This is a genomic window from Bradyrhizobium sp. in8p8 (genome assembly GCF_000426845.1).
GTDB lineage: Bacteria > Pseudomonadota > Alphaproteobacteria > Rhizobiales > Xanthobacteraceae > Bradyrhizobium > Bradyrhizobium japonicum_C.
This window is the reverse complement of record NZ_AUGD01000001.1, coordinates 160,746-177,176: the sequence shown is the minus strand read 5'-3', so window position 1 is coordinate 177,176 and position 16,431 is coordinate 160,746. Positions and strand designations below refer to the sequence as shown.

Genomic DNA, 16,431 nt, shown 5'->3' with positions numbered 1-16,431 from the left:
AATTGCTGCGCTTTCGACCTCAGTCTTGACGATCAGCGCGGAGAATTTGGAATGCTTGAGGGAGCCGAGGTGCGGCTTGCCGTCGATATCGGTGGGACGTTCACCGATATCGTGCTGGACGTTGGTCAAGACCGCAAGACACGCAAGGTGCTGACGACGCCGCAGCGGCCCGAGCAGGCAGTGCTGGATGGCATGCGCCTCATCCTTGCTGACGCGCGCGCACATATCAGCGACATCGACGTCTTCATTCACGGCACGACGCTCGCGACCAATGCCATCATCGAGCGGCGAGGGGCCAAGACCGCGCTGATCGCGACCGAGGGCTTCCGCGACGTGCTCGATATCGGCACCGAAAGCCGCTACGACCAGTATGATCTCAGCATCGAGAAGCCGAAGCCGCTGGCGCCGCGCAGCCTGCGCTTCACCGTGCCGGAGCGTATCGATGCGCACGGTGCCGTTCGCCTGCCTCTGGACGAGGCAGCGGTGCGCGCGCTCGCGCCGAAGCTGGGTGAGCTCGGGGTCGAGAGCGTCGCAATCGCCTTTCTGCACTCCTATGCCAATCCCGAGCATGAGCGCCGGGCCGCAGCGATCATCGGTGATGAGATACCCGGCATATCCGTGACGCTCTCATCGGCCGTGTGCCCTGAGATCCGCGAATATGAACGCACCTCCACGGCGGTCGCCAACGCGTATGTGCAACCGCTGATCGACGGCTATCTCGCCCGCATGGCCGAGGCCCTGCAGGTCGAGCAGTTCCGTGGCGCGATCTATCTCGTCACGTCGGGCGGCGGTGTCACGTCGATCGAGACGGCGCGGCGCTTTCCTGTGCGCCTCGTCGAATCCGGCCCGGCCGGCGGCGCGATCTTCGCGGCGCAGATCGCGGCACGTCTTGGCGAGAGCAAGGTGCTGTCCTTCGACATGGGCGGCACCACCGCAAAGATCTGCCTGATCGAGAAGTACCAGCCCGAGACCTCGCGCGTGTTCGAGGTCGATCGCGCCGCACGCTTCCTCAAAGGCTCCGGCCTGCCGGTGCGCATTCCCGTGATCGAGATGGTCGAGATCGGCGCCGGCGGCGGCTCGATCGCTCATGTCGACGCGATGAAGCGCGTCACCGTCGGTCCCGAGAGCGCCTCCTCGGAGCCGGGACCCGCCTGCTACGGCCGTGGCGGCCAGCGCCCGGCCGTGACGGATGCGGACGTCGCGCTCGGAATGATCGATCCCGACGCGTTCGCGGCCGGCACGATCAAGCTCGATCCGGAGCTGTCGAAGCAGGCGCTGCTGCGCGACGTCGGTGAGCCGCTCGGCCTGTCGGCGGAAACCGCAGCCTATGCGGTGTATGAGGTCGTCTGCGAGAACATGGCGAGCGCGGCGCGCGTGCATGCGGTCGAGCGCGGCGCGGTGGTCGGCCAGCATACGCTGATCGCCTTCGGCGGCGCTGCGCCGCTGCATGCGGCGCGCGTCGCCGAGAAGATCGGCGTCTCCCGCGTGATCGTGCCGTCGAATGCCGGGGTCGGCTCGGCGGTCGGCTTTCTTGCCGCGCCCATCGCCTATGAGCTGGTGCGCAGCCGCCATGTCCGCCTCGACGATTTCGACACCGAGGCGGTCTCCGACCTCCTGCAGGAAATGGTGACCGAGGCGCGCGCGCTGGTCGAGCCGGGTGCCGCCGGTGCGCCGGTGCGCGAGCGCCGCGCCGCTTTCATGCGCTATGTCGGCCAGGGCCACGAGATCTCGGTCGAGTTGCCGAACCGGCGGCTGACTTCGGCTGATCTCGCCGGCCTGCGCCGGAAGTTCGAGGCGGATTACTCCGCGATGTTCGAGCGTCCGATTCCCGGTGCGGCGATCGAAGTCTTGAGCTGGTCGGTGCTCGCCACCACCGAGGCGCGCAATCCGCCTGCGGTCGCCTCCGTCGCGCGCAAGCCCGCGGCCAAGGCCTCCGGGAGCCGCAAGTTCTTCGACGGCCGCGCAGGAGAGGTGATCGAGATTCCGCTCTATCGCCGCGAGGACATGGCGCCGGGTGCGACCATTGCGGGCCCCGCCGTGATCGCGGAGGACGAGACCTCCACCTTCGTGTCCACCAGCTTCGACGCTCATATCGACGGTGCCGGCAGCATCGTCATGGAACGAAAGGCGGCCTGATCATGAGCAAGGCAAGCGGCGCGAGCCTGATCGACCTTCAGATCATGTGGCACCGGCTGATCGCCGTGGTCGAGGAGCAGGCGCAGGTGCTGCTCCGCACCGCGTTCAGCCCGATTGTGCGCGAATGCGGCGACCTCTCCGCCGGCGTGTTCGACCTCAAGGGCCGCATGCTGGCGCAGGCGGTGACCGGCACGCCCGGTCACGTCAATTCGATGGCCGAATCGGTCAAGCACTTCATCGCCCACTTCCCGCTTCAGACGATGAAGGAGGGCGATGCCTACATCACCAACGATCCCTGGATGGGCACCGGTCATCTCAACGACTTCGTCGTCACCACGCCCTGCTTCAAGGACGGCAAGCCGGTCGCGCTGTTCTCCTGCACCAGCCATCTCATGGACATCGGCGGCATCGGCTTCGGGCCCGACGCCACCGACGTGTTCATGGAGGGGCTCTACATCCCCATGCTGAAGCTGATCGACGAGGGCGTCGTCAACGAGACGCTGATGGCGATGATCCGGACCAATACGCGGCTGCCCATCGACACCGAGGGCGACACCTATTCGCTCGCCGGCTGCAACGATGTCGGATGCGAGCGCCTCGTCGAGATGATGACCGAGTTCGGCATCGACACGCTCGACGAGCTCGGCGACCACATCTGCGAGCGCTCGCGCGAGGCGGTGCTCGCCGAAATCGCCAAGCTGCCGAAGGGCAGCTGGCGCAACACCATGGTGGTCGACGGCTACGACGCGCCGGTCACGCTGGCCGCGACGCTGACGATCTCGGATGAAGGCATTCACGTCGATTTCGACGGCACCTCGGCTGCCTCGAAGTTCGGCATCAACGTGCCGCTGTCCTACACCACGGCATATACCGTGTTCGGCCTCGGCTGCGTCGTCGCCTCGCAGATCCCGAACAATGCCGGCTCGCTCTCGCCGCTGACGGTGTCGGCGCCGGCGGGCGCGATCCTCAATGCGCCGAAGCCGGCCCCGGTCGCCTCGCGCCACGTCATCGGGCAGATGCTGCCCGACGTCGTGTTCGGCTGCCTGCGCCAGATCATCCCCGAGCGTGTGCCTGCGGAAGGCACTTCGTGCCTGTGGAATCTCAACGTCCGTGGCCAGACCCGCTCGGGCGCCGGTGGCAATTACGGGTTCTCGATGGCGGTCACCTCGAATGGCGGTACCGGCGCGCGCTTCGGCAAGGACGGCCTGTCGGCCACCGCCTATCCCAGCGGTGTGCGCGGCACGCCGGTCGAGATCGCGGAGACGCAGACACCCTTGATCTTCTGGCGCAAGGAACTGCGACCGGATTCCGGCGGGGCAGGGCGCACCCGCGGCGGCCTCGGCCAGATCATCGAAGTGGCCAGCGGCGTCGATGCGCCGTTCGACATCCTCGCGGCGTTCGACCGCATCGATCATCCGCCGCGTGGGCGGGATGGCGGCGGGGACGGCGAGGCCGGCTATGTCGGGCTGAAGTCCGGCAAGAAGCTGCGCGGCAAGGGCTTTCAGCAGGTCCCGCCGGATGACCGCCTGGTCGTGCTGACGCCCGGCGGCGCTGGCATCGGCGATCCCAGAGAGCGCGATCGTGCGGCCGTCAACGAGGACGTCGCGAGCGGTCTCGTGTCCTCGGAGAACGCAGTCAAGGTCTATGGGTACGCGCGTTGAAGCGTCAACGCGCCTTGTAAACGGAGGGGGTTCATGATCACGCGACGAAACTTCACCGCGGGCGCAGCGACGCTGCTTGCCGCAAGTCACATGTCCACTCGCGCACCGGCGGCGAGCGTGAGCTGGGACATGTCGACGGTATGGCCCGACGGCAATTTCCATACCCAGAACGCGATGGCGTTCGCGGAGGAAGTGAAGAAGCAGAGCGGCGGTGCGGTCGCCATCGTGGTGAAGGCAGGCGGCCAGCTCGGCTTCAAGGGCCCCGAGCACTTGCGCGCCGTGCGCGATGGCCTCGTGCCGCTCGCCGACGTCCTCAATATCCAGCAGGTCGGCGACGAACCCTTCATGGGCGTCGAGAGCATTCCCTTCCTTTGCGGCTCCGTGGAGGAGCTGAAGGTGCTGCACAAATATGTGCGGCCCGAATACGAGAAGATCGCCGCGCGCAACAACCAGAAGATCCTCTACATCGTGCCGTGGCCGACGCAGTATCTGCATCTGAAGGCGAAGGTGGCAGACGTCGAGGGTCTGAAGAACATCAAGATCCGCGTGCCTGACAAGAACGCGGTCGAGATGCTGAATGCGATCGGCATGGCAGCGGTGATGATCCCCTGGGGCGAGACGATTCCCGCGCTCGCCTCCGGCGCGGTGGCCGGCGTCTCCACCTCGTCGGTGTCGGGCGTCGACGGCAAGTTCTGGGAGTTCCTGAAATACGTCTACCCGACCAACCACGTCTGGTCGTCGCAGATGCTCACCGTCAACCTCGATGCCTGGAAGGCACTCTCCGGCGATCAGCAGAAGCTCGTTGCGGATATAGCGGCAAAGATGGAGCCGGGCTTCTGGGCCAACTCGCTCAAGGCCGATGTCGACAGCCTCAACCGCCTCAAGGAAGGCGGCATGGAGGTGGTGCCTGTCTCGCAAGCCATGATGGCGGACATCCGCGCCAAGACGGCGCCGCAGCTCGACGCTTTCCTCAAGCGCGTGCCGGCGGCCGACAAGCCGGTGCGGGCCTATCTGGCCGAAATGAAGCGTGGCTGAGGGTGGCCGCGTGGCGAGCGTCTCGACCGAAGCTCCGCAAAGTCTCAACGCAGCGGCGCCCGCGCCGCTGCGTATCCTGCTCGACGGCATCGACCGGCTCGGCCGGCTCGACGGCTGGATCGGCGGCTTCTGTCTCTTGATGCTGACGCTGCTGATGCTGTGCGAGGTCGCAACGCGATTCCTCTCGAACTTCCTGCCGTTCTTTCCGCCGAGCATCTCGATCGCCTGGGAATACTCGTCCTACCTGATGGCGGCGTCCTTCACCTTCGGCGCCGCCATGACATTGCGCGTCGGCGGCCATATCCGCGTCGTGCTGCTGGTGAAGAACGCGCCGGCGCCGGTGCAGCGCGCGCTCGAGATTCTCGCTGCAGCAGCCGGCTTTGCCTTCATGGCGTTCCTGACCTACGCGATGGCCAGGTTCGCCTTTGCTGCGTACACGCGCGGCCAGGTCTCGACCTCGAGCGACACGCCGTTGTGGTTTCCACAAGCCGTCGTCACCTTCGGCATGCTGCTGCTGACGCTCCAGTTCCTGGCGCGCGCGATCCAGGCCGCGCTCGGCCTGCCGCTGGAGGATCACCGCATGAAGGCCTCTCCCGTCGAATGACCGCCGTGTTCTGCACCGGATTCAAGATCGCATGACCATCGAAGTCCTCGCCTTGTTCGCGATCCTGTTTGCGCTGCTGGCCTGCGGCGTGTGGATCGGCCTCACGCTTGCGCTCACCGCGACGCTCTTGCTCGCGATGTTCCGCTCGATCCCGCTCGAAAAACTGCTGCCTCAATATGCCTGGAACATCCTCACAACTCAGGAGCTGCTTGCGCTGCCGCTGTTCATCCTGATGGGCGAGCTGTTGTTTCGAACCCGGCTGTCGCGCTCGTTGTTCCAGGGCCTCGCGCCCTGGGCGGGGCTGCTGCCAGGTCGTCTGCTGCATGTGAACGTGATCGGCTGCACCATCTTTGCGGCGATCTCGGGCTCGTCGGCGGCGACCACGCAGGTGATCGGCCGCATGTCGCTCAACGAGCTGCTGCGCCGCGGCTATTCCCGCGACATCGCGATCGGCTCGCTGGCCGGCGCCGGGACGCTCGGCTTTTTGATCCCGCCGTCCAACATCATGATCATCTACGGCGTGCTCGGCGACGTCTCGATCCTCAAGCTGTTCACGGCCGGCGTGCTGCCGGGCTTTCTGCTCGCCGCCACCTTCATGGCCTGGGTGATGCTGCATTCGAGCCTCAATCCCGCGATGGTGCCGGAGGCGGAGGCCAGGCTTTCGCAGGTGCCGTGGGGCGAACGATTCGTCGCGCTGAAGGACCTCGCCCCGGCGCTGTTCCTGATCGCCTGCGTGCTCGGCTCGATGTATGGCGGGCTCGCGACGCCTTCGGAGGCCGCCGCCGTCGGCGTGCTCGGCGCCGGGCTGGTGGCCTGGGCGCAAGGGGCGATGTCGCAACAGGTGATCCGCGATGTCCTGATCGGTTCGGTCGTGACCTGCTCGATGATCGCGCTGATCGTGCTCGGCGCTTCCATCCTCGGCAATGCCGCCGCCTTTCTCGGCATCCCGCAGTCGGTCGCTGCCTTCGTCAAGGGCCTCGGCCTGTCGCCATTCATGCTGATCGTGGCGTTGATCGTCTTCTATCTCGTGCTCGGCTGCTTTCTCGACGGCTTCTCGATGATCGTGATGACCCTGCCGATCGTGCTGCCGATCGTGAAGGGGGCCGGCTTCGACGAGGTCTGGTTCGGCGTCTTCCTCGTGCTCGCAGTCGAAATGGCGCAGATCACGCCACCGGTCGGCTTCAACCTGTTCGTCATCCAGGGCCTTACCGACGACAGCCTTGCCTACATCGCCCGCGTGACGATGCCTTTTCTCATCATCATGGTTGGATTCGTGCTGCTGATGACGCTCTGGCCCGGCATCGTCACCGTCCTGCCGCGTGTGCTGTACGGATAGGCTTGCGCCGCCCCGGCTGAGCGGCCGGGACGGGCTTTCGATGCTCAAGGCTCACGCCGCCGCCTTCTTTCGCGCGAGCTCGGCCTTGTACATCTCGAACTCCTCCGCGATCGCGCGTGCGATCGAGGGCCGCTGGCGCAGACGCTCGTGATAGGCCTTCAGGTTCGGCCATTTCGCAAGCTCGATCGGCGGCGTGGCCACCGTCCAGTTGATGACCGTGACGAGATAGGCGTCCGCCACGCTGAAATGGTCTAGCAGGAATTCGCGGCCTTTCAGATACTTGTCGAGATAGTCGAGCCGCGACAGGTTCTTCTCCAGCGCATAGGCCTTGGCCTCATGCGGCGCCTTGCTGTCGAGCAAGGGGACGAAAAGGCCCTTGTGCAGCTCGGTGCCGATGAAGCAAAGCCATTGATGCAGACGCGTGCGCTCGAGGCCAACCGCGGCGCCGAGCCCCGATTGTGGGAAGCGATCTGCGACATATTGCAGGATCGCCGCGTTTTCGGTCAGCACCAAGCCATCGTCGGTACGCAGTGTCGGCACCAAGCCGATCGGATTGACGGCGCGGAAGTCGGACCCGTTGCTCAGCACCGTCTTGGTCGGCGGATCGACTTCGAGATAATTCGCTTCGGCGCCGGCTTCATACAGCGCAACGCGAGTCGCCATCGAGCAGGCGAGTGGCGAGAAATAAAGATCCATCTTGGGCCTCCTTGGGCAATTCCTTTTCGGGTGTCGCTCAACCTGGCCAGATTGATTTATGTACCATCCTGCATAATATATCCGCGGTCAAGGAATAATTTGCGAGATGGTACAAAAATCGAAGCCGCCAGCTGCTGCCAGCCAGCCCAAGCGTCGTGGCCGCCCGCGCAGCTACGAGCCCGACACCGCGCTCGGAAAGGCGCTTGACCTGTTCCGCAAGCAAGGCTTCGCAGCCACCTCGCTCGACGATCTCAGCGCAGCAACCGGCATGAACCGGCCGAGCCTCTACGGCGCCTTCGGCGACAAGCGTGAGCTCTACATCAAGAGCTATCAGCGCTATCGCGACGAGGCGGGCGCGGCCATCGGTGCGATCTTCCGCGAGGAGATGCCGCTGCGTCAGCGGCTGGAGCGCATCTATGCTGCCGCGCTCGACATCTATTTGTCCGGCGACACCGGACCGCGCGGTTGCTTCACAGTCGTGACTGCGGCGTCCGAAGCCGTCGGCGATCCCGAGATTCGCGCCATGGTGCTGGACGGCCTCACCGGGCTCGATAAAGCCTTTGCCAGTTGCTTCCGCCGCGCCAAGGACAAGGGAGAGTTGCCGGAGAGCGCAGATCCATTCGCGCTGGCGCAGATCGCATCCGCCACCATTCACACCATTGCGATCCGCTCGCGCGCCCGCGTGCCGCGCAAGGAGCTGGAGGCGATCGTGAAGGGTGCGATCGATGTGATGATCGGGACCAAAGGGTAGCTTGGAAGCGAAGCTTCAATATCCCCTTGCTCGATCCACCACATTCTCCAGCGCCCCGCCGGCCTCGAACCGCGCGATCTGCTCCGCGACATAGGCTGATATTGCGTCGGCATCGGTATCGGCTGCGTTGTGCGGGGTCAGCACCACCTTTGGGTGGGTCCAAAACCGGCTGTCCACCGGCTGCGGTTCCTGCACGAAGACGTCGAGCGAGGCGGCGCCCAGCGTGCCGTCGTCGAGGCAGGCGAGAAGATCGGCTTCATTCTGCAGGCCGCCGCGGCCGGCATTGATCAGCACGGGCGCGCCGAGCGGGCTGTTGCGGTTGAGCTTTGCAAAGACGTCGCGGTTGAGGATGCCGTGCGTGTCGGGCGTCAGCGGCAACAGGCAGACCAGGATGTCGGTCGTGCGCAGGAACGCGTCCATCCCGGCGGCGCCATGGAAGCATTCGATGCCGTCGATCGTCCGCGGGCTGCGGCTCCAGCCGGCGACACGGAAGCCGAGCCGCCGCAGCACATCGGCCGCATCGGCTCCCAGCGTGCCCAACCCCATGACGCCGACCGTGATCGCGCTCGCCGACCACTGATATCTGGGCTCCCAACGTCTCGCGCGCTGGCACTCCCGCAAGTACAGCTCCTGGCGGTGGTGCATCAACACGTGCAGCACGACATATTCGGTCATGCGATTGGTGAGATCGGGCACGGCGACGCGCACCAGCGGCACTTCGGGCAGGCTCTTGTCGGCCATCAGCGCGTCGACGCCGGCGCCCAGATTGAAGATCGCACGCAGATTGGGGAACGCGCCGAGAGCGCCCGGCGCCGGCTTCCACACCGCGGCGTAGTGCACCTCCGCCGGATCGAGCCCGGCATCGGGCAGCAGCACCACTCGGCGGTCCCCGCAGACCGTTTCGAACCGGGCCTTCCATCGCTCCGGCAGCCAGTTCTGCTGCGTGCTGTTGATCAGGACGGCCAGTGTGCCCGGGGTCATTCGAAGTGCCTCTTAGGTTCCGCTCGAGTAGGCTCTCCTTGGCACGATCTGCCGGATTTTTCTTGCAAATTTTTTCCGCAGTCCTGTCGGCACGGGGCATATTGGCGCGTCTTCAGAACAGACGAGGAAAGTGCCGCCCATGCTCTACGCCATTCTTTGCTACCACGATGAGGATTTCGTCGGCTCCTGGAGCAAGGACCAGGACGAGGCCGTGATGAAGAAGCTCGCCGTTGTGCAGGAGAAGCTCACCAAGCAGGGACGGCTCGGTCCGGTCGCGCGGCTGCTGCCGACCACCGCGGCGGCGACGCTGCGCAAGGAGGACCCGCCCCTGGTGCTCGACGGCCCCTATGCCGAGACCAAGGAGCAGCTGCTCGGCTTCTACATCGTCGATTGCAAGAACCTCGATGATGCGCTCGACGTCGCTCGCGAGCTGGGCGCAGCCAATCCCGGCGGTGCCTATGAGGTGCGTCCGGTGGGCGTATTCCGGCCCGGAGGAAATCTAACGTGAGCGAGGCCGACACCGCCTGGATCGAGACTGCGCTGACCTCGGCGCGACCGCAGGCGGTGGGCGCGCTGCTGCGCTATTTTCGCGATCTCGACACCGCAGAGGAGGCTTTTCAGAACGCCTGCCTGCGCGCGCTGAAGACCTGGCCGCAGAACGGTCCGCCGCGCGATCCCGCGGCCTGGCTGATCATGGTGGGCCGCAACGTCGCCATCGACGAGGTGCGCCGCGCCCGCAAGCAGCAGCCGCTGCCGGAGGACGACCAGGCCATCTCCGATCTCGACGATGCCGAGGGTGCGCTGGCCGAGCGCCTCGACGGCTCGCACTATCGCGACGATATTCTGCGGTTGATGTTCATCTGCTGCCACCCGCAACTGCCGGCGACGCAGCAGATCGCGCTGGCCTTGCGCATCGTCTCGGGCCTCACCGTGAAGCAGATTGCTCGCGCGTTCCTGGTCTCGGAAGCCGCGATGGAGCAGCGCATTACGCGGGCCAAGGCGAAGGTCGCCGAGGCTGGGACACCGTTCGAGACGCCCGGCGCGGTCGAGCGTTCCGAGCGGCTCGCCGGCGTCGCGGCGATGATTTACCTGATTTTCAACGAAGGCTATTCGGCGGGTGGCGACACCGCGGAGATCAGGAAGCCGCTCTGCGAGGAAGCGATCCGGCTGGCGCGGCTGCTGCTGCGGCTGTTTCCGAGCGAGCCGGAGATCATGGGCTTGACGGCGCTGATCCTGTTGCAGCACGCCCGCAGCGCCGCGCGCTTTGCCGCGGACGGTTCGCTGATCCTGCTCGACGATCAGGATCGTTCCTTGTGGAACGGCACGATGATCGCCGAAGGTCTCGCGCTGATCGACAAGGCGATGCGCCACCACCGCAGCGGGCCCTATCAGATCCAGGCCGCGATCGCGGCGCTGCATGCGCGCGCATCGACGCCGGAAGAGACCGACTGGGCGCAGATCGATCTGCTCTACGGCGCGCTGGAAGTGGTGCAGCCCTCGCCGGTGGTGACGCTCAATCGCGCGGTTGCGGTCTCCAAGGTGCGCGGGGCGCAGGCTGCGCTCGATCTGATCGAGCCGCTGGCAACGAAGCTCGCCAACTATTTCCATTTCTACGGCGTGCGCGGCGCCTTCCTGATGCAGCTCGGCCGCAACGCTGAAGCCCGCGTCGCCTTCGACCGGGCCATCGCGCTCGCGAATACCTCCGCCGAAGCCGCTCACATTCGTATGCATCTCGATCGCCTGATCCGGGACAGCCAGTCGAAGAAGGAAAGCGCCAAGGCCAAGTGAGGCGAAGACCATCTCCGCCGTCAGGCCCGGGCTTGACCCGGGTATCCACGACTTGCCATCGAGGTTGAAGAACGCGGATGGCCGGGACAACGCCCATGACGTGGGAGGGGCGGTGCGCCAAAAATTTCACGTCGCCTTGTCGGCCCCGGCTCCTCGCCTTCGTCCTAGTTCCGTATCGGGGGAGTCATCCATGCTGAAAGTCTTTTCCATCATCGCTATCGTCCTCGCCGTCGGAGTCGCTGCCGTCCTCGTCTTCGCCCTGACCAAACCCGACACGTTCCGCGTCGAGCGAAGCCTGGCAGTGAAGGCGCCGGCCGATGCGATCTATCCGCAGGTCGCCGATTTTCACCGTTGGACCGCCTGGTCACCGTATGAGAGCCGCGATCCCGCCATGAAGCGGACGTTCGGCGGACCTGCCGGTGGCAAGGGCGCGACCTATGCCTGGGACGGCAACAACAATGTCGGCGCCGGCCGGATGGAGATCCTCGAGGCGAGCGGACCTTCGAAGCTCCGCATCAAGCTCGATTTCGAGCGGCCGTTCGAAGGCCACAACACCGCCGAGTTCACCTTTGTGCCGCAAGGCGATGCCACACTCGTCACGTGGGCGATGTACGGTCCGGCCCCGTTCCTGTCCAAGCTGATGCAGGTGTTCATCAACATGGACAGCATGATCGGCAAGGATTTCGAGGCTGGTCTCGCCAGCCTGAAGAAGCTCACCGAGAAGCACTAAGCCTCACTGGAAGCGAAGAGGAGAGAAACGATGCTCAATCCCTATCTGTTCTACCAGGACACCTGCGAAGCGGCGTTCACCTATTACGCCAAGGTTCTCGGCGGCAAGATCGAAGCGATGATGCGCTCATCGGAGGCGCCGCCGGAGGTGCCGGCCGCGCCCGGCCGTGAGAAGATGATCATGCATGCGCGGATGTCACTCCCCGACGGCGGCGTGCTGATGGCCTCCGACGCGCCCGCGGAGCACTTTCAGAAGCCGCAGGGTTTCTCGATCTCGCTCACGGTCACGGACCCCGCGGATGGCGAGCGAAAGTTCAATGCCCTTGCCGACGGCGGCTCGGTCACCATGCCGTTCAGCAAGACCTTCTGGGCCAGGGGCTTTGGCATGTGCGTCGACAAATTCGGCATTCCCTGGATGGTGAACTGCCCGGCGGAGGGAATGTGACGGGCGCGATCGAGCGCATTCCGTTGAGCGGCGATCCCGCTTCTCCAATGCCGCGGGAGAGGGGATCGCCGTCAACGGACTGAACCGGTGACGTCCTCGCGCAGCGGCGACGAGTCCACGCAGCGAGGACAGATCACGAGCTTGCTGCCGAGCTGCCGGTCATTCTCCGCCTGTATTTCGTCATGGACCGCCCACCATGCTTCGGAATATGGGCGCAATGTGCCGAGCACCCTTTCCCGCTCCTGATTCGGATCAGGTGCTGCGGGCGCGTGATTCGTGGCGCGCCGCTTCGCGGCATGAGGACGATTGGGATCCTTGCCAAGACCGTCCCAGGCGATGGAGCGACGTTCCTGGGCTGGAGCGTCGGCGCATCCGATCAGCGCTGTGCAAAAAATAAGCAAGATGAAGCCGTGTCGAATCATGCCGCGCCTTTGTTACGTAGGGGACGCGCAGAATCCGCGTGAAATGCGCGCCACCGCGTCCGATCGTTGGAACTCAAGACAAAGCAAATGCGCCGGCATGGCCGAATGGAGCGTGCTTCGCATCACTTTGCGGGCGCAGTGAGGCCGCTTCGTGAAACCAACTGCGCCGCACAACAAGTGGCGCAATATTGGGCTGTGATCCGCGCGTCAGAATCGCTAATTGTGCTTCACAAAAGCTACAAACTGGGGTGGGGCGACTTGGAAGGGAGCGACCGATGGCGGCGGCGCTGCAGATCAATTTCGCACTTTGGGGGATGCTCATCTGCGTCAGCATGAAGCTGGGGCCGGTGGTTCAGACTCTCTTCTGAAAACGGTTCTGAAACAATAGCGTGACGTGGTTCTCGCGAAAGCGGGCGGAACTAGCCGGACGCTCGGAAGGCCAGGCCGAAGAGCCGAACTGGCTGGCGAGCTCGTCACCGGCACCGCGGATAGATCGCGGCGAGATCGCGCCCCTTCAACAGCAACAGCCGTGAGCTCAGGCCGCCGCGGCGGCTGATCCAGTCGCGCACCGGGCCGGGATAGGCAGCAAGCACCGCAACCGATGCCTCCGGCTCGGCATAGAAACGTCCGCGCCGATCTACCGAGCGCGCGGCGTGGAAGCCCAGCACGGCGCGCTTGGTGACGCAGATGCGCTCGCCCGGCACGATGCTCAGCACCAGCGTGCAGGCGGACAGGCAGGGACCGTCGATCACCACGCGCTCGCCGCTATCACGCACCTTCTCGAACAAGTCGAGGAATGGGCCGACCTGCCCGCCCGGAGACTGGATGATGCGGATCTCGGCGGCGGCCGGCGTGGCGGCGATTGCCGATGCGAGCATCAGGGCCTTAAGGCAGGTGATACGTCGCATGAAGCCACCAGCTCGCTCTTGTAGATGGGTCAGCCGCAGGCGCAACTCCACCATCTGTCTCTTTCCAGCGATCGCAATGAGGTGGAATACGCCTGCGGCTAATCCACCCTGCTATTGCAGACCTACCCATTCCGTCGCTGGCCACGCAGCGTCGGCAGGCCGATGCCCGCCGCATCGAAGCCGCCATCAACGGCCAAAATTTGGCCGGTGATGTAGCTCGCGCTTGCCGAGGACAGAAAATAGATCGCTTCCGCGAGTTCCTCTTCCAGCCCGTAGCGGTTGAGCGGAATGGCGTCGTGATAGTCGGCGCGGATCTCCTTGGTGTGCACCTGCTTTGCCATCGCGGTATCGACCGGTCCCGGTGCGACCGCGTTGACCCGAATGTTGAGTGAGGCGAGCTCCACGGCGAGCTGTTTGGTGAGGTGCGCAAGCCCCGCCTTGCTGGTGCCGTAGGCCGAGCGCAGCGTCGAGGCGCGCACCGCCGAGATCGAGGTGACGTTGACGATGGCGCCGCCATGGCCCTCGCGCATCAGGGGCACCGCGGCCTTGGTGCAGAGAAACGGGCCGGTGAGGTTGACGTCCAGCACGCTCCGCCAATCGGCCTCCGATGTCTCCATCAGCGGTGCGAACACCGCGATGCCGGCATTGTTGACGAGCGCATCGAGCCGGCCGAACCGGCCCTCGATCTCCCCCATCGCATCGCTCAATGCGGCTGCGTCCGAGACATCGCAGGTCAGCGCCAGCGTCGCCTCACCTCGACCGATCTCGGCGACGGCGCGGCTGAGCAGTTCACCCTCGATGTCGAGCAGCGCCACACGCCAGCCCTCGGCCAGGAATTTCTTCGCGGTCGCAAGCCCGATGCCGCGGGCGGCTCCGGTGACGAGGGCGACTTTGTGCGGGGCTTGCGGCATTTGCTGATCTGTCCTTCTAGCGGAAACGGAAGCTTGTCGGGCGGCCAGCGCCTTTTACTTCGCTTTCGTCCCGACGAGGAAGGGCCTATGCCGGAGTTCGCGCTTGCACCGTCACCCTGAGGGCACCCGCTGTTCAGCGGTCCCGGAAGAATGGCCGAGATCGCGGAAGGTCGCGCCTATGCCAGCTCCGCCGAGGCGCGCTGCATGTTGGCTGACATGTCAGCCGTCACGATGCTCTGCTCCTCGACTGCGGCGGCGGTGGACGCGATGAACTCGTTCACGCCGGCGATCGCGGCCTTGATCGCCGTGAGCGATCCGGCGACGTCGCCAGAGATGACGTTCAGGGCATCGATCTCCGAGGTGATCGTGTCGGTCGCCTGCTTGGCCTGGCTCGCGAGGTTCTTCACCTCGGAGGCGACCACCGCGAAGCCCCGGCCGGCCTCGCCCGCGCGGGCGGATTCGATCGTGGCGTTGAGTGCGAGCAGGTTGATCTGGCTGGTGATGCCGGAAATCATCTCCACGATGCCGCTCATTGCTTGTGCTGCCGTGGCCAGCTTCTGGGCCTGACTGTCCGCGGACTCGACCCGCGCTGTCGCGACCTTGGAGGTCTCGCGCGATTTCGCCATGGTTTCGGAAATCTCGCGGATCGAGGCGCTCATCTGTTCGCTGCCGGCCGCAACCGCGTCGATCAGCCCGCGCGCATTGTCGGCCTTCTTGCGGCCGATCGCCTGGGCGGTGATGTCGGTGGCGTATTTCACCACCTTGTAGGGCCTGCCGTTGAGATCGAGAATCGGGTTGTAGGATGCCTGGATCCAGACCTCTCGCCCGCCCTTGGCGATCCGCTTGTATTCGGCGGCCTGGTATTCGCCGCGATTGAGGGTCTCCCAGAACTGGCGATAGGCCGCCGAAGTCCTCTCATTCGGCTCGACGAACATCGAGTGGTGCTGGCCCTTGATCTCGGCCAGCGAATAGCCGATCGCCTTCAAGAAATTCTCGTTGGCGGTGCGGATCGTGCCGTCCATGTTGAATTCGATCACGGCTTGCGATTTCTGGATGGCGGCGAGCTGACCGTCATTGTCGGCGGCCCTCATCTTTTGGGCGGTGACGTCGGTGGCGAACTTCACCACCTTGAATGGCTTGCCGTTCTCGTCGAGGATTGGATTGTAGGTGGCGATGATCCAGATTTCTTTGCCGCCCTTGCCCAGCCGCTTGTATTCGGCCGCCTCGTACTCCCCGCGGTTCAGCTTGGCCCAGAAAGCGGCATAGGCGGGGCTGGCGCGGTCTTCCGGCGTTACGAACACGCTGTGATGCTTGCCCTTGATCTCGTCGAGCGAGTAACCCATGGCGTTCAGGAAGTTCTCGTTTGCGGTGATGATGGTGCCTTCCATGTTGAACTCGATCACCGCCTGCGCGCGATTGATGGCGGCGATCTTGCCGGAATCCTCCATGCTCTTGATCTTGTACGCCGTAATGTCCGTCGCGAATTTGATGAAGCTGACGACCTTGCCGCTTTCATCGCGGAGCGGCGCGTAGGAGGCGTGGACCCAGACTTCCTTCCCGCCCTTGCCGAAGCGCTTGTATTGAGTGGTCTGGAACTCGCCGCGGTTGAGGCTGGCCCAGAAGTCGCGATAGCAGGCACTCTCGCGCTCGGCCGGGCTGACGAACATGCTGTGATGCTTGCCCTTGATCTCGGCCAGCGTGTAGCCGCTCATTTTCAGCAGGTTCTCATTGGCGTCGAGTATGGTGCCGTCGAGGTCGAATTCGATCACGGCCTGCGAACGGTTGAGCGCCTCGACCTCTGCGATAGCGTGCCTGACCTTCTTGCTCTGGAAATTGAACACGTGAGCTCCGCAATATTACTGGCAAACTGGAGGACCGTGATACCGGCTTCCTTGAAGAAAAAGTTGCATGCTCTTCTTGAGCATCTGTAAACCTTGCGAACGCTTGGCCGAGGCCCGCGCTTTTACGGTGCGTTGTCCAAGTCATTCAACTAACAGGCGTTTCCGTTCCATATGCACGATGACGTTC

The 16,431-nt window shown here is 64.7% G+C and carries 16 protein-coding genes; 10 read left to right on the top strand and 6 right to left on the bottom strand.

Going from position 1 to position 16,431, the window contains the following annotated elements; translation table 11 throughout:
• The first annotated feature begins 51 nt into the window (after positions 1-51).
• The 5 genes from K408_RS0100860 to K408_RS0100840 are packed head-to-tail and all read left to right on the top strand — an operon-like array spanning position 52 to position 6,772.
• On the top strand, positions 52-2,136 hold the full coding sequence (locus K408_RS0100860; RefSeq protein ID WP_024337603.1) for a hydantoinase/oxoprolinase family protein: 2,085 nt from the start codon (positions 52-54) through the stop codon (positions 2,134-2,136).
• 2 nt (positions 2,137-2,138) lie between these two features.
• A complete protein-coding gene (locus K408_RS0100855; protein ID WP_024337604.1) occupies positions 2,139-3,797 on the top strand; it encodes a hydantoinase B/oxoprolinase family protein in 1,659 nt (552 codons plus the stop codon).
• 33 nt (positions 3,798-3,830) lie between these two features.
• The gene (locus K408_RS0100850) at positions 3,831-4,832 is read left to right on the top strand and encodes a TRAP transporter substrate-binding protein (RefSeq protein ID WP_024337605.1); all 1,002 of its coding nucleotides are present in this window, start codon (positions 3,831-3,833) and stop codon (positions 4,830-4,832) included.
• 10 nt (positions 4,833-4,842) lie between these two features.
• Positions 4,843-5,436, top strand: a complete 594-nt coding sequence (locus K408_RS0100845; RefSeq protein ID WP_024337606.1) for a TRAP transporter small permease subunit — start codon at positions 4,843-4,845, stop codon at positions 5,434-5,436.
• 31 nt (positions 5,437-5,467) lie between these two features.
• Positions 5,468-6,772, top strand: a complete 1,305-nt coding sequence (locus K408_RS0100840; protein WP_024337607.1) for a TRAP transporter large permease — start codon at positions 5,468-5,470, stop codon at positions 6,770-6,772.
• 51 nt (positions 6,773-6,823) lie between these two features.
• On the opposite strand, the gene K408_RS0100835 is transcribed toward K408_RS0100840, so the two are convergent.
• Complete coding sequence (locus K408_RS0100835) at positions 6,824-7,468, bottom strand: glutathione binding-like protein (protein ID WP_024337608.1); 645 nt, start codon at positions 7,466-7,468, stop codon at positions 6,824-6,826.
• 106 nt (positions 7,469-7,574) lie between these two features.
• Here K408_RS0100835 and K408_RS0100830 point away from each other — a divergent pair, with 106 nt between their 5' ends.
• Complete coding sequence (locus K408_RS0100830; protein WP_024337609.1) at positions 7,575-8,219, top strand: TetR/AcrR family transcriptional regulator; 645 nt, start codon at positions 7,575-7,577, stop codon at positions 8,217-8,219.
• Between the two features lie 15 nt (positions 8,220-8,234).
• Here K408_RS0100830 and K408_RS0100825 read toward each other — a convergent pair whose 3' ends face one another.
• Positions 8,235-9,200, bottom strand: coding sequence for a 2-hydroxyacid dehydrogenase (locus K408_RS0100825; RefSeq protein ID WP_024337610.1), 966 nt, complete (start codon positions 9,198-9,200; stop codon positions 8,235-8,237).
• Between the two features lie 139 nt (positions 9,201-9,339).
• Between K408_RS0100825 and K408_RS0100820 the strand changes: the two genes are divergently transcribed.
• The 4 genes from K408_RS0100820 to K408_RS0100805 all read left to right on the top strand — a co-directional run bounded on the left by K408_RS0100820 (position 9,340) and on the right by K408_RS0100805 (position 12,162).
• On the top strand, positions 9,340-9,708 hold the full coding sequence (locus K408_RS0100820) for a YciI family protein (RefSeq protein ID WP_024337611.1): 369 nt from the start codon (positions 9,340-9,342) through the stop codon (positions 9,706-9,708).
• A complete protein-coding gene (locus tag K408_RS0100815) occupies positions 9,705-10,988 on the top strand; it encodes an RNA polymerase sigma factor (RefSeq protein ID WP_024337612.1) in 1,284 nt (427 codons plus the stop codon). The genes K408_RS0100820 and K408_RS0100815 overlap by 4 nt, the downstream gene beginning before the upstream one ends.
• Before the next feature lie 190 nt (positions 10,989-11,178).
• Positions 11,179-11,718 carry an SRPBCC family protein gene (locus K408_RS0100810; RefSeq protein ID WP_024337613.1) on the top strand — a complete coding sequence of 180 codons (540 nt, stop codon included), beginning with the start codon at positions 11,179-11,181 and terminating at the stop codon, positions 11,716-11,718.
• A gap of 30 nt (positions 11,719-11,748) precedes the next feature.
• Positions 11,749-12,162 carry a VOC family protein gene (locus K408_RS0100805; RefSeq protein WP_024337614.1) on the top strand — a complete coding sequence of 138 codons (414 nt, stop codon included), beginning with the start codon at positions 11,749-11,751 and terminating at the stop codon, positions 12,160-12,162.
• Between the two features lie 71 nt (positions 12,163-12,233).
• Here K408_RS0100805 and K408_RS0100800 read toward each other — a convergent pair whose 3' ends face one another.
• The 4 genes from K408_RS0100800 to K408_RS0100780 form a co-directional block, all read right to left on the bottom strand.
• On the bottom strand, positions 12,234-12,584 hold the full coding sequence (locus K408_RS0100800; RefSeq protein WP_024337615.1) for a hypothetical protein: 351 nt from the start codon (positions 12,582-12,584) through the stop codon (positions 12,234-12,236).
• Positions 12,585-13,057: 473 nt separating this feature from the next.
• Positions 13,058-13,492, bottom strand: a complete 435-nt coding sequence (locus tag K408_RS0100790) for a hypothetical protein (RefSeq protein ID WP_024337616.1) — start codon at positions 13,490-13,492, stop codon at positions 13,058-13,060.
• Positions 13,493-13,614: 122 nt separating this feature from the next.
• Positions 13,615-14,403, bottom strand: a complete 789-nt coding sequence (locus tag K408_RS0100785; protein WP_024337617.1) for an SDR family NAD(P)-dependent oxidoreductase — start codon at positions 14,401-14,403, stop codon at positions 13,615-13,617.
• 176 nt (positions 14,404-14,579) lie between these two features.
• Entirely contained in the window at positions 14,580-16,244 is a 1,665-nt protein-coding gene (locus tag K408_RS0100780; RefSeq protein ID WP_024337618.1) for a methyl-accepting chemotaxis protein, read from the bottom strand.
• Positions 16,245-16,431: the final 187 nt, after the last annotated feature.